A 13,038-nucleotide genomic window follows, 5' to 3' on the forward strand; every position below is an offset into this window, starting at 1 on the left:
AAGAGCACCACCAGCCACCGCCTGGTCGGCGTCTGGGACCTCCTCCCGGTCGACGCCGACGTCGCCACCGGCGTGCACGTCGTCGTCCGGCACGGCGAGCGCCCCCGCGCCGAGGCCTTCCTGCTGCCCGGCACCGTCGCCCGTGGCACCGCCGGCACTCCCGACACCGCGCCGCACCCGGAGCCGATCCCGCTGGAGCGGATCGCCGAGTACGCCGCCGTCGACCCGGTCACCGGCCGCCCGCACCGCCTCGACGTCCACCACGTCGAGGTCGAACTGCCCGTCCCGCTGCTCGCCGCCGGCCTGGAACTCGTCGACACCCCCGGCGTCGGCGGCCTGGTCAGCGGCCACGCCCAACTCGCCCTGGCCGCCCTGGAGAACGCCGACGCGCTGGTCTTCGTCGTCGACGGCTCCAGCGAACTCACCCGCTCCGAGCTGGACTTCCTCGCCCGTGCGACCGAGCGCACCGCCGAGACGGTGTTCGTGCTCACCAAGACCGACAGCCACGACGCCTGGCCCGCCGTTCTCGAACGCAACCGCGAGCTGCTCGCCCGCCACGCACCCCGGCACACCGGGGCCCCCTGGTTCCCGGTCAGCAACCGGGCCCGCCGGGACGCCGCCGACGCCGCCGACGCCGCCGACGCCGCCGACGCCGCCGACGCCGGCCGGCTCCAGGACGCCGCAGAACTGTTGGACGAGAGCGGATTCGAGCCGCTGGACGCCCTGCTGCGCCGCCGGATCGCCGCCCGTGGCGCCGAGCTGCGTCTGGCCAACGTGGTGCACGTCGCCCTCGCCGCGCTGGCCGCCCCGCTCGCCGACCAGGAACTGGGCCTGCGCTCGCTCCAGCAGGACCCGACCCTGGCCGCCGAGGTCGAGCGCGCCGAGGAGGCGCTGCGCCTGCTCCAGCCGGACAGCGCCCAGTGGCGGCGTGCCCTGACGACCGGCGCCCGCGATCTCAAGAACACCCTCCAGCTCGGCTTCCGGCGCAGCCTCAACGACGTCCGCCGGCAGGCCGAGGCGAAGATCGCCACCTCCGAACCGGCCGCGCTGGCCGAGGAGTTCCCGGCCGAGCTGGAGGCCCAGGTGGAGGCGGTCTGGCTGCGGCTGGACAACGCCGCCCGACGCGGCCTGGCCGTCCTGGAGGAGCGGGTCCGGCGCGAGTGCGCCACGGTCCTGGACACCGGCCGGACGGACACCGGCCGGACGGACGCCGGGCGGGGCGGCGCGGAGCTCGCCGTGGTGGACGACGGCGCCGTCATCCGCGCCGAACGCGGCGTCGCCCTCCCGGAGATGGTGCTCTCCACGCACCGCGACGGCGGCGCCCTGGGCATGATCGAGAACGTCATCCCGTCGGTCGGCACCGCCGCCACCTTCGGCACCGTGGTCGCCCTGGTCACCAGCAGCGTGCTGCTGCCCGCCGTGGCCAGCTACGCGATGCTGGCCGTGCTCACCCGCCGCCGTCGCCAGCGCGCCGAACTCGGCCGGGTGCGCGGCGACGCCACCCGTCACCTCAACCGGGTGCTCACCGAGCTGAGCACCGAGATCCCCGCCCAGATCACCGCGCACGTCGACGAGCTGACCGACCGGCTCGCCGTCGCGCTCGACCAGGCGATCGCCGACGAGCGGCTCCGGCTGGAGCGCCAACTCGCCGACCACCGCCGGAACCTCGCCACCGAGGCGGCCGACCTGGCCGCCGCCCGGGACCGCGCCAGGCGCCGGATCGGCTCGCTCACCGCCGTGCGTGACGAGGGGATCGCCCTCGCCCACGCCCTCGGCGCCGCCCCCGGCGCCCCCGGCGCTCCCACCGATCCTGCCGCCTCCGACCCGGAGCGGAGCTGACCGCATGGACCTGACCAACCTGCGCGTGGTCGCCCTCGGCCACTCCAGCGCCGGCAAGAGCACCTACCTCGCCGCGATGTACACCCACCTCGCCGCCGGCCGCAAGGGCTTCCGGCTGGTCACCGCCGACCGCGCGGCCTCCGCACACCTCATCGCCACCGGCAAGCAGTTGGGCAAGGGGATCTACCCTCCGCCGACCTCCCGGAGCACCGACCTCCAAGCCGGACTGGAGCACGGCCGCAAGGAGGTCATGGGCTTCCACTGGACGGACTACCGGGGCGGCGCCCTCACCAGCTCGGCCGCCGACGACCCGGAGACCGCCCAGCTGCTGGCGCGGCTCACCGGCGCGGACGCGGTGGTCGTCTTCGCCGACGCCCACCGCCTCGCCACCGACCCCGACTCCCACGACGAGGTGCGGCGCACCGTCGTGCTGCTGCACCGCGCCGTCGGCGACCAGTCCACCCCGCTGCCGATCGTCCTCGCCTACACCAAGTCCGACCTGCTCACCGACCCCGCCGGCTGGGCCCGGGCCCGGGCCGCCACCGCCCCGCTGGAGGAACTGCTCGCCGGCGGCGGACGGGTCCGCGGCACGACGGTCGCGCTCTCCTGCGGCCGCTCGCCGCGCGGGGTCGCCGTGCCGGTCCTGTGGTGCCTGTCCACCCTGCTCGACCACCGGGCGCGGCAGGCGCAGGACAGCCTGGAGACGGCGAAGGACTTCGTCAAGGACCTGCGCAAGGAGGCCAACGGGATCGACAGCCTGGTCTCCTGGTTCAAGGGCGTGGAGAGCGCGGCCAAGCGGCTCAAGTACTGGGAGGAACAGCTGCGCGAGAGCAAGGAGGAGGTGGCCGCGCTGCGCCGCCCCGCCCAGCGCCTGGCGAGACTGCTGGAGCGCGAGCAGCGCGGCACCGCCCCGCCGGCCGGCGCCGCCGCCCCGGCGGCGACGCGGTGACCGTCCCGCCGCCCGGCGCCGAACTCGCCCCGGTGGTGGCCGGATTCTGCGCCGAGCTGGCGGGCCGGATGCCACCCGGCCCGCCGGCCGACGCGGTGCGCGCCGTCCAGGAGCGGCTGGCCGGGCGCACCCTGCGGATCGCCGTCGGCGGCCGGATGAACGCGGGCAAGTCCACCCTGGTGAACGCCCTGCTCGGCCGCCGGCTCGCCGCCTCGGCGGCCACCGAGTGCACCACCGTGGTCGCCTGGTTCCGGCCCGGCGGGCTCAACCGGCTGGAGGTCCGGCTGCGGGACGGCAGCGTCCACCGGCGGCCCGGCGGCCTGCCGCGCGACCCCCGGGACCTCGGGGTCAGTGCCGACCTGGTCGCCGAGGTCGTCGTCGAGGCCGCCGGGCTGCGGCCCGCCGGGGACTGCGTGCTCGTCGACACCCCCGGCCTGGACTCGCTCAGCGGCCTCGACGGGCCGGCGCTCGACGCCCTGGCCCGCGCCGACGCGATGATCTACGTCATGCCGCACCCCGGCGCGGGCGACGCCGAGGCCCTGGGCGCCCTGCGCGCCCAGGCCGACGGCCGGATGACCGCGCTCAACGCCGTCGGCGTGCTCAGCCGGATCGACCTGCTCGGCGAGGGCCACGGCGACCCCTGGCCGCGCGCCCGGCAGGTCGCCGCGACCAACGCCGGCCGGCTCGCCGGACTGGTCGACGCGGTGCTCCCGGTGGTCGGCCTGCTCGCCCAGACCGCCCTCGGCGACGACTTCACCGAACCGGACGCCGCCCTGGTCCGCCGGCTCGCCGAGGCCCCCGCCGCCGACCTGCGCCGCGCCCTCTACTCCGGCCGGCGCTTCCTCGACTGGGACGGCGCGCCGCTCACCCGCCCCGAGCGGCAGAGGCTGTTCGGCCTGCTCGGCGTCTACGGCATCGACACCGCCCTGACGGCCGCCCGCCGGGCCCGCGCCGAGGGCCGCCCGGCCGGGGCCGCCGCCCTGCTCGCCGAGTTCCGGGCGGCCTCCGGCATCGGCGCCGTCGTCGAGCACCTGCGCGTGCGCTTCGTCGACGCCGCCGACGCGCTGCGCTCGGCCGCCGCGCTGGGCGCCGTCGAGGCGGCCCTCGGCTCCGGCGAGGGCGTGCCCGCCGATGTCCTGCGGTGGGCGCGCACCCGGATCGGCGAACTGCGCCGGCACCCGGAACTGCGCCGCCATGAACTCGCCCGCGCCCTGGCCGCGGTGGCCGGGCAGCGGCTCGAACTCGACGAGGACACCGCCGCCGCCCTGATCGCCCTCGCCACCGGCCGCACGCCCGCCGCCCGGCTGCGCCTGCCCGCCGGCACCCCGCCCGCCGACCTGCGCCGGGCGGCGGCGCGGGCGGCCCGGGAGTGGCGCCGCCTGGAGGACGGCCCGCTGCGTGACGTCGGGCGTTACGCCCGGATCGCCCGTGAGGTGTGCGAGGGGATCTACTTCGCCCTCCCGCCGTCCTGTCCTCCACCGGGGGTCAGGGCGGCGGGAGGGCGGCGGCGGTGCGGGTCAGAGCCCGGTGGGCGTGGGGGTGGGGACCCCCGGGCCGGTCGGGGGCGTGGTCGGCCGGGGCATGCAGGGCTTGGTGGAGGTCGGCGCCGGCACGCCGGGGGTGGGGGTGGGGAACTCGCACTCGTTCGGGTACATCGGCCCGATCATCTGGACGCGGCTGACCTGGTACGGCGCCTGCCCGTACCAGCCGTGGAAGGTGACGGTCACCTGCTGGGAGTCGCCGATCTGGAGGGTCGTGGCCAGTGACTTCATGGCCGGCCCGCTGTCCCAGAGCGTCACCTCGCCGGTGCCGGTTCCGGTCCCGGAGATGGTCACGAAGGTGTAGGGGCCGGACATGTACGCCGAGAACTGGTAGCGGGTGCCGGGTACGACCGTGACCGACTGCGTGCAGCCGGCGTAGTCCGTTCCACTGGGGCGGCCTTCGACGGTCTGGCCGGTCTGGACGAACTCGCCCTGGCAGTTCCAGCCCAGGGCGAGCGGGTAGCGGAAGTCGCCGTTCTTGATCCAGTCCAGTGGTGCGGGCTGGGCGGTGGCGGCGCCGTTCGCGGCGAGCGCGGCCGTGCCGGCCAGCAGGAGGACGCCGAGGGCGGCACCGAGCGGGCTTGCGGCGCGGGCGTGCCGGGGGCCGGGGCGTGATCCGGGGCGGGGTGAGCGCATGTCGTCTCCGAGGTGGGGGGCGGTCGTCCGTCAGGGGATGTACGTGCGCCGGCAGGTGGGGGACGGCCCGGTTCGAAGCCGGGGCCGATGAAGGACACCCGCCCCACGTCGTGGGCCGCCTGCTCGTACCGGCCGTGGAAGTGGACGGTCGGCTCGGAGGTGTTCGACGGACAGGCCGCGGCGCGCTCCTCGGCGGCCGGGTCGGGGGTGGAGGGGTGCACGCATGCCGTCGCTCCGGGTGGGGGGAGTGCCGATGGGGGGCAGCAGTGCGAGGGAGTGGTCCACACCATGCTGGATGCGGACCACCACCGTCAAGGGGAGGAGAAGGCTCCGAGAACACGCTGTCGCATCGCCATCGCGGTTCAGGGAAAAGGTGGTTGACGATCAGTCATGCCCCCGGATCGGCCCGGTCCCGGGGCGTCCGGCATGATGGGTGCCGTACGAAGCGTCCGGACGGGGCGCGGACGGAAACGGGGAGGGGCGGGCCGATGAGGCGTCCGGCGACGGCGGCGGCCGTGGGTGTGCTGGCGGTGGTGGTGGCGGTGACCGGCTGCGGAAGCGTGCGGAGCACCGGTGCCGACGGGACGCCGGCGGCCGGTGGCGCCGCGGCGTCGTCCGCCGCGCTGCCGGACCCCGCCGAGCAGGTGCGGAAGGGCGTCGCCGAGCACGACCGGCTCTTCCCCCAGGTGGCGGCGCTGGGCTGCGCGTCGGCGCGGCCGAGCACCCCGGCCGGCGGACCGGGCGCCACGTCGGCCGTCCCGGCCGAGCCGGTCGATCCCTGGGTGGCCAAGCACGCCGAGAACTCGATGTACAAGCAGATGGCGCCGCTCGGCGCGGAGGACCGCTGCCGGGGCGAGGCGCACAGCCGGCGCATCTCCGAGGCCGTCAAGGCGCGGACCGCGACGGCGCCGCCGACCCAGGACGCGGTGCGCGGCATCCTGGAGTCGCTGGGCTACCCGCGCACCGCCGTGCAGATCTCGGCCTACGGCAGCGAGGTCTCCTTCGAGCTCACCGTCCCGGGCGCGGGCCCCTGCGTCGCCGGGAGGCTCGGCGCCTCCGTCACCGTCGAGGCCCACGGGTACTACCTGGAGGGCGGCTGCACCGAGCCGAAGGGCGGCCACTGACCCGCGGCCTCAGTGGTGCGGGCCGTGCCACCCGTGGTCCGGCGAGCCGTCGTACCCGGAGCCGTCGTACCCGGCCCCGGCGCCGTACGGGTCGTGGGTGTCGTGACCGTGGAGGTGCCCGTCGTGGGCGTGCGGGTCGTCGTACGGGGTGCCGGTGTCCTCGTGGTGCGGGTCGTGGTGGTGCGGGTCGGCGGCCCAGGCGTCGGTGTCGTGGCCGTAGTGGTGCGGCCAGTGGTCGTCGTGGTGGTGGTCCGGCCCTCCGCCCGCCGCTTGGTCCGCCGCTCGGTCCGTCGCTCGGTCCGTCCCGTGCTCCGGCTGATGCTCGGCATGCTCCCCGTGATGGTGCCCGTGCTGCTCCTCGTGGTGTCCGTGCCCGTGCCCGTTATGCCCCTCGTGGTGCTGCGGCGGGTCGTCGTGGCCGTGGTGCGGCGGGGTCGCGCCGAGGGCGGCGCCGGCCAGGGCGTCGCCGAGGCCGCGCAGGAGCGCCGAACCCGCCGCCCGGCGGCGGGAACCGGACGGGGCGGGTGACGGCAGCGCCACCAGCGCACCCGGCCGGGGGGTGCCGATCCAGGCGCGCGCCTCGAAGCGTTTGGCCGGGAGGGCCACGGTGATCCTGGTGAACTCCTCCACCGGCACGCCGCCCCCGCCCGTCGCGAAGCCGTCGGCGAACAGGTCGTCGGCGACCACCACCGCGAGGTCGGTGTCCGGTGCGGCCTTGAGCGCGGCCCGCGCCTGCTGGCAGTCGAGCAGCCGGCAGGCCGTCTCCACCGAACGCGCCACGAAGCCCAGCGCCGCCCGCTGCACCCCGCCCTGGGCGAGGGCGGCCCGCACCCGCAGCCGTCCGGCGGTGCCCGGCGCCCGGTTGAGCGTGTGCAGCGCGTCGCGCAGGCCGAGGACCAGGCCCGGCAGCGCCTTCGCCTCGTCGGCGTCGGGCGGCAGCAGGAGCAGCTGGCCGTCGCCCCGGTCCTGGGCCTCGCAGCGCGTCCGGTCGACCCCGGCCCGGGCGCAGGCGTGGTCCAGCGCGCGGTCCAGCCGCTCCTGCACCTTCTGCTGCACCCGGTAGGGCCGGCCGCTGTACGCCTCGATGTCGACGACCAGGCAGATCCGGCGCAGCCGCGGGGCCACCGCGCCGCTCACGCCCGGCCACCGCCGTCCGGCCGGTGCGGGGGCGGGAGCGCGACGCCGGCCGCCTCGGCCAGCAGGGCCCGGTCGCGGACGACGAGTTCGCGGTAGCTGGTGCGCACGGCGCCCTGGTCCCGCAGGGTGCGCAGCGAGCGTTCGACGCTGGCGGGGGAGAGCCGGGCGAGCGCGGCCAGGTCGGCGTGGCTGAGCGGGATGTCGATTCGCAGGCCGTCCTCGCCGGGGGTGCCGTAGGTGCCGAGCAGGGTGTGCAGGGTACGGGCGAGCCGGGCGAGGCCGGTGCCGTGGCCGGCGTCGACCCGGTGGCGGGTGGCCGAGCGCAGCTTGCGGGTGACCGAGCGCTGGACGGCGAGGGCGGCGGCGGGCCGGTCGGCGAGGAAGTCGAGGAAGGCCGCCGCACCGATCTCCCGGGTGGTGCTGGTGCGCACCGCGAGGACGCTGGCCGAGCGCGGCTCGCCGTCCAGCACGGCCAGCTCGCCCAGGAGTTCACCTGGCAGTCGGACGGCGAGCAGGGCCTCGCCGCCGTCCTCGGTGGCGGCGACCACCTTGACGCAGCCGGTCAGCAGCAGCGCGGCCCGGTCGCCCGGCTCGCCCTCGATCATCAGGGCCTCGCCCGGCGCGTAGACCCGCCGGGTGCCGAGCCGCCCGAGTTCCCGCAGGTCGGCGGCGTCGAGCCCGCTGAACGGACCGCGCGGGAAGGGGACGGGCGGGGCGCCGGCGGGTCTGCCCGGCCCCCTGTCCGGTCCGGTGACGCCGTGCGCGCTGTGCATGGTGCCTGCCCCCACCCCGGTCGGCAATCCCGCCCCAACAGGACGATTCCGTACGGAAGATAGCGCACCGCCCGGCGCGGTGTCAGTCCCGGAGCGCCGCGTGCCACCGGTCCGCCCGGGCCGGGGACCGGTCGTCGGCGAAGCACAACGGCCCATGGTTGCCATCGATGTGACGATCCGTCAGGCTCGTCGGTACGTCGACACCGGAGGGGGGCCGGATGATGGCTCCAGGGCAACGCCTGCGCAGGATCTGCGCGGTACTCGGCACGGCCGCGGTCCTGACGATCGGCGCCGGCGGGGTGCTCCCCGCCTCGGCGGCGGTCCCGGAGGGGGTGGTGCAGGGCGAGGGCTCGCCGGCCGCCGTCCCCGGAAGCTACCTGGTGGTGCTCGAACCCGGCGCGGCGAAGGCGGGTTCGGTCGCGGACGGCGCGGCGTCGCTGGCCCGCGCCTACGGCGGCACGGTGCGCCGCAGCTACGACGCCGCGCTGCGCGGGTTCTCCGCCGACCTCACCGTGCGCCAGGCCCGCCGGCTGGCCGCCGACCCGTCGGTGGCGATCGTCTCGCAGAACCGCCGGGTGCGTGCCGACGGCGTGCAGAACTCGCCGAACTCCTTGGGCCTGGACCGGATCGACCAGCGCCGCTTCCCCTACGACGACCGCTACTCCTACCCGGACGCGGGCGGCGCCGGGGTGACGGCGTACATCGTGGACACCGGCGTGCGGATCACCTCGGAGGAGTTCGGCGGGCGGGCCTCGTACGGCTACGACGCGATCGACGGCGACACCGTGGCGGACGACGGTCACGGCCACGGCACGCACGTCGCGGGGACGGTGGCCAGCGCGTCCTTCGGCGTCGCCAAGGCCGCGAAGATCGTCGCGGTGCGGGTGCTGAACGACGAGGGCGAGGGCACCACGGAGCAGGTGGTCGCGGGCATCGACTGGGTCACCCGGCACGCCGTCCGCCCGGCCGTGGTCAACATGAGCCTGGGCAGTGAGCCGGACCCGGTGACCGACGTGGCGGTCGCGGGCTCGATCGCCGCGGGCCTGACCTACACGGTCGCCGCCGGCAACCAGGGCATCGACGCGAGCGGGCACTCCCCGGCCCGGGTGCCGAGCGCGATCACCGTCGGCGCGACCGACCGCGACGACGCCCAGGCCTCGTTCTCCAACTACGGTCCCCTGGTGGACCTCTACGCGCCGGGCGTGGACATCACCTCGGTGTGGCACGTGGTCGACTACGAGGGCATCGGCATCGACATGTCGGGCACCTCGATGGCCGCCCCGCACGCGGCCGGCGCCGCCGCGCTGTACCTGGCCTCGCACCCCGCCGCCACCCCCGCGCAGGTGGCCGCGGCGCTGACCTCGGCGGCGACCACCGGCTCGCTGCGCGACCTCGGCGCGGGCTCCCCGGACCGGCTGCTGTACACCGGCACGGTGCCGAACCGCCCGCCCGGCCCGCGGTTCGCCGCTGCGTCCCCGGTGCCGTTCGACGGGGTCGGCACGGTGGAGTCGCCCGTCACCGTCACCGGTGTCCCCGGCAGGGCGCCGCGCGATCTCGACGTCGCCGTGGACATCTCCTACTGGTGGTCCGGCGACCTGAAGGTCGAACTCGTCGCCCCGGACGGCGCGGTGTTCCTGCTGCACGGCACGGACCTCGGCGAGGCCCGGACGGACATCACCGCCGTCTACGGGGTGGATGCCTCCGCGCACACCGCGGCCGGAGTCTGGCGGCTGCGGGTGACCGACGTCGGCGGCTACTTCCCCGGCACGGTCAACAGCTGGTCGCTCCGGTTCTGAGGTCCGCTCCGACGTCCGCTCCGACGTCCGCTCCGACGTCCGCTCCGACGTCCGCTCCGACGCCTGCTCCGACGTCCGCTCCGACGGCCGTTCCCGGGGCGGGCCCGGGATCGGCCGTCAGAGCGCCTCCAGGGCGGCCGCCTCCTCGCGCACCAGCTCGCGCAGCGCCGCGAGCGCGGGGCGGCGGTCGTCCAGGCGCCACTGCAGCTCCAGCGGCAGGGTGGCCCGCCCGGCCAGCCGCACGGTGACCACGTCCCCGGTGAGGTGGCCGGTCATCGAGGCGGGCACCAGCGAGAACGCCCGGCTCTGCGCCAGCAGGTAGAGCCGGGAGCCGACGATCCGGGCCGGGCCGACCAGCACCGGCGGCTCGACCCCGTGCTCGGCGCACAGCGCCAGCACGTGGTCGTAGTAGCGCGGGCTCTGCTCGCGCGGCCACAACAGCAGCGGCAGGTCGCCGAGTTCGTCCAGTCGCACGGCGCCGCGCCCGGCCAGCGGGTGGTCGCGGCTGAGCGCGACCCGCACCGGCTCGTCGGCGATCCGCTCCCGCCGGTAGCCGGGCACGTCGTCGAGGAACCGGCCGAGGCCGAGGTCGGCGAGCTCGGCGGCCAGCGTCGGGGAGACCCGCCCGGTGTCCACGGACAGTTCGGACAGCAGCAGGTCCGGCAGCTCCCGTTCGGCACGGCTGACCACGGCCGGCAGCAGCCGGTTGACCACGGTGGGCGAGGCGACGATCCGCGCCGTGCCGAGCCTGGTCTCCTCGTGCAGCCGCACCCGGGCGAGCAGCGCGTCGGCCCGGGCCAGCAGGCCGGCGGACTCGGCGGCCATCACCTCCCCGGCCGGGGTCAGCCGCACCGCCCGCCGGCTGCGGTCGAACAGCTCCACCCCGACGGTCCGCTCCAGCCGGGCCACCTCCTGGCTGACCGTCGGCTGCGAGATGTGCAGCCGCTCGGCGGCCCGGCCGAAGTGCAGGGTGTCCGCCACCGTGAGGAAGACCTCCAGCTGGCGCAGGGTGAGACTCATAGGCCGGAGTCTATGAGAAGGGCCGGTATTCATTCTGGATCCCGATCCGAGCCCTCCCTACGCTGAAGCCACCGCTGCCACACCGTGGTGGCAGCCTCACAGGGAGCACACCGCCATGACCGGACTGCCCATCCGCATCTCCGAGGAAGTCGCCGAGGCCGTCGCCGCCGGCGCGCCCGTCGTCGCCCTGGAGTCGACGATCTTCACCCACGGGCTGCCCCGGCCGCGCAACCTGGAGGTCGCGCTGGAGGCGGAGGAGCGGCTGCGGTCCACCGGCGTCGTCCCGGCCACCATCGGCGTCTTCGCGGGCGTGCCCACGGTGGGCCTGTCGGCCGGTCAGATCAAGGAGCTGTCCGAGGCCGACGACCTCGACAAGGCCAGCCTCCGCGACCTGCCGGTGGTCGCCGCGCTCGGCCGCCACGGCGGCACCACCGTCGCCGCCACCGCCTTCCTCGCGCACCGCGCCGGCATCCGGGTCTTCTCCACCGGCGGCCTCGGCGGCGTGCACTTCGGCGCCTCCGAGAGCTTCGACGAGTCCGCGGACCTCACCACCCTGGCGGCCACCCCGGTCACCGTGATCAGCGCCGGCGTGAAGTCGATCCTCGACATCCGGGCCACCCTGGAGCGCTTCGAGACCCTCAACATCCCGGTCATCGGCTACCGCACCCGCCACTACCCCGGCTTCTACGTCACCGATTCCGGCCACACCGTCGGCTACCAGGTCGACACCCCCGAGCAGGCGGCCCGGGTGATCGAGGCGCGCGACGGCCTGGAGCTGCCGCAGGCCGTGCTGATCGCCAACCCGGTCGACCCGGCCAAGCAGCTCCCGCCGCAGGAGCTGGACGCGCTGCTCACCCGCGCCTGGGCCGAGGCCGAGCGGCAGGGCATCACCGGCAACGCCTCCACGCCGTTCCTGCTCGACTTCATCCAGCGCGACACCGAGGGCCGCAGCCTGGAGGTGAACGTCGAGGTCTACCGGGGCAACGTCCGGCTGGGCGGCGAGATCGCCACGGCGCTGGCCGCCGCCCGAAGCGAGGGCTGACCGGTGCTCGGCGTGCTCGGCGACCTCGTCGAGGACATCGTCGTCTGGGTGGCGGGCCCGCTGCGGCACGGCACCGACTCCAACGCCCGGGTCTTCCGGCAGCGCGGCGGCAGCGCCGCGAACGTCGCCGCCTTCGCGGCCGGCCAGTGCCCCACCCGGTTCCTCGGCTGCGTCGGCGACGACCCGGCCGGGCACGGCCTGACCGCCGAACTGGCGGGCCACGGCGTGGACGTCCGGGTCGCGCGGCGCGGCACGACCGGCAGCATCGTCGTCCTCATCGACGAGGCGGGCGAGCGCACCATGCTCCCCGACCGGGGCGCGGCCACCCTGCTGGAGAGCGTTCCGGACCCGTGGCTGGACGGACTCACCCATCTGCACGTGCCCGCCTACTCCTTCGACGGGGAGCCGGTCGGCGCGGCGGCCGTCGACGCCCTGCGCCGGGTGCGCGCCGGCGGCGGCACCACCTCGCTGGACGCCTCCTCGACCGGCATGCTGGAGGGCTTCGGCCGCGAGCGCTTCCTCGCGCTCGCCGCCCGGCTCGCGCCCACCCTGCTGTTCGCCAACCGCGCGGAGGCCGCCTACCTGGGGCTGCTCACCGACGGGCGCCCCGGGCCGGAACGGGCCCGGCTCGCGGCGACCACGGTGGTCACCAAGTCGGGCGCCGAGGCCACCACCGTCGACGTGCCGGGGGAGCGGCCGTTCACCGTGCCGGTGCCGCCGGTCGGCGAGGTCCGCGACCTCACCGGCGCGGGCGACGCCTTCGCGGCCGGCTTCCTCGCCGCCTTCCTGGACGGCCGGCTGACCGGCACCGGGCTGGGGGAGCCCGGGCTGCGGGAGGCCGCCGCGCGCGGGCACCGCTGCGCGGCGCGGGTGCTGGCCTCGCCCGGGGCGTCCTGCCCGCCGGACTGAGCCACCCGGGGCCGGGACCGCGCCGGGGCCCGCGCGGGGACCGGCGCGGGGACGCCCGCGGGGGCGCACGGGGACACGCTCACCGACGGCGCAGCGTCCGGCCGGCGGGGCGGTGCGTGCGGTAGTCAGTGGCTGGTCCGATCCCCCCACCTGACAAGGGGTCAGCCGTCATGACATTCACCGGATCCGCAGCTCGCGCGATCGGCTCCGCGCTGCTGCTCGCCGCCGTACTGCTCGCCGTGCCGATCACCGCCGCCCAGCCGGCCGCAGCC

General features: G+C 76.4%; 10 protein-coding genes. 7 read left to right on the top strand and 3 right to left on the bottom strand.

Annotation, left to right across the window (positions count from 1 at the left end):
• The 4 genes from ACFXAM_RS33320 to ACFXAM_RS33335 form a co-directional block, all read left to right on the top strand.
• Positions 1-1,839: dynamin family protein (locus ACFXAM_RS33320; RefSeq protein ID WP_380296981.1), on the top strand; the 1,839-nt coding region annotated here is incomplete at its 5' end.
• 4 nt (positions 1,840-1,843) lie between these two features.
• Positions 1,844-2,788 (top strand): hypothetical protein, encoded by a 945-nt coding sequence (locus ACFXAM_RS33325; protein WP_380296983.1) that lies wholly within the window; start codon positions 1,844-1,846, stop codon positions 2,786-2,788.
• Positions 2,785-4,554: a GTPase gene (locus ACFXAM_RS33330; protein WP_380296985.1), complete on the top strand. Its 1,770-nt coding sequence runs from the start codon at positions 2,785-2,787 to the stop codon at positions 4,552-4,554. The genes ACFXAM_RS33325 and ACFXAM_RS33330 overlap by 4 nt, the downstream gene beginning before the upstream one ends.
• A gap of 899 nt (positions 4,555-5,453) precedes the next feature.
• Entirely contained in the window at positions 5,454-6,089 is a 636-nt protein-coding gene (locus ACFXAM_RS33335; RefSeq protein WP_380296987.1) for a hypothetical protein, read from the top strand.
• Positions 6,090-6,098: 9 nt separating this feature from the next.
• Here the strand turns inward: ACFXAM_RS33335 and ACFXAM_RS33340 are convergent, their stop codons facing one another.
• Both ACFXAM_RS33340 and ACFXAM_RS33345 read right to left on the bottom strand, forming a co-directional pair.
• A complete protein-coding gene (locus ACFXAM_RS33340) occupies positions 6,099-7,226 on the bottom strand; it encodes a hypothetical protein (RefSeq protein WP_380296988.1) in 1,128 nt (375 codons plus the stop codon).
• Positions 7,223-7,999, bottom strand: a complete 777-nt coding sequence (locus ACFXAM_RS33345; protein ID WP_380296989.1) for a Crp/Fnr family transcriptional regulator — start codon at positions 7,997-7,999, stop codon at positions 7,223-7,225. Before ACFXAM_RS33345 ends, ACFXAM_RS33340 begins: the two co-directional genes overlap by 4 nt.
• A 218-nt stretch (positions 8,000-8,217) precedes the next feature.
• Between ACFXAM_RS33345 and ACFXAM_RS33350 the strand changes: the two genes are divergently transcribed.
• Positions 8,218-9,795, top strand: coding sequence for a S8 family serine peptidase (locus ACFXAM_RS33350; protein WP_380296991.1), 1,578 nt, complete (start codon positions 8,218-8,220; stop codon positions 9,793-9,795).
• Positions 9,796-9,912: 117 nt separating this feature from the next.
• On the opposite strand, the gene ACFXAM_RS33355 is transcribed toward ACFXAM_RS33350, so the two are convergent.
• Positions 9,913-10,815 carry a LysR family transcriptional regulator gene (locus ACFXAM_RS33355; protein WP_380296993.1) on the bottom strand — a complete coding sequence of 301 codons (903 nt, stop codon included), beginning with the start codon at positions 10,813-10,815 and terminating at the stop codon, positions 9,913-9,915.
• A 115-nt stretch (positions 10,816-10,930) separates the two neighbouring features.
• Here ACFXAM_RS33355 and ACFXAM_RS33360 point away from each other — a divergent pair, with 115 nt between their 5' ends.
• The gene (locus ACFXAM_RS33360; protein WP_380296995.1) at positions 10,931-11,857 is read left to right on the top strand and encodes a pseudouridine-5'-phosphate glycosidase; all 927 of its coding nucleotides are present in this window, start codon (positions 10,931-10,933) and stop codon (positions 11,855-11,857) included.
• Positions 11,858-11,860: 3 nt separating this feature from the next.
• Positions 11,861-12,766 (top strand): carbohydrate kinase family protein, encoded by a 906-nt coding sequence (locus ACFXAM_RS33365; protein ID WP_380296997.1) that lies wholly within the window; start codon positions 11,861-11,863, stop codon positions 12,764-12,766.
• Positions 12,767-13,038: the final 272 nt, after the last annotated feature.

The organism is Kitasatospora sp. NPDC059462 (assembly GCF_042749955.1).
Classification (GTDB): Bacteria; Actinomycetota; Actinomycetes; order Streptomycetales; family Streptomycetaceae; genus Kitasatospora.

Coding starts and splice junctions, on each gene's coding strand:
- ACFXAM_RS33325 (WP_380296983.1), top strand. CDS start 1,844: ATGGACCTGACCAACCTGCGCGTGGTCGCCCTCGGCCACTCCAGCGCC.
- ACFXAM_RS33335 (WP_380296987.1), top strand. CDS start 5,454: ATGAGGCGTCCGGCGACGGCGGCGGCCGTGGGTGTGCTGGCGGTGGTG.
- ACFXAM_RS33345 (WP_380296989.1), bottom strand. CDS start 7,999: ATGCACAGCGCGCACGGCGTCACCGGACCGGACAGGGGGCCGGGCAGA.
- ACFXAM_RS33350 (WP_380296991.1), top strand. CDS start 8,218: ATGATGGCTCCAGGGCAACGCCTGCGCAGGATCTGCGCGGTACTCGGC.
- ACFXAM_RS33355 (WP_380296993.1), bottom strand. CDS start 10,815: ATGAGTCTCACCCTGCGCCAGCTGGAGGTCTTCCTCACGGTGGCGGAC.
- ACFXAM_RS33360 (WP_380296995.1), top strand. CDS start 10,931: ATGACCGGACTGCCCATCCGCATCTCCGAGGAAGTCGCCGAGGCCGTC.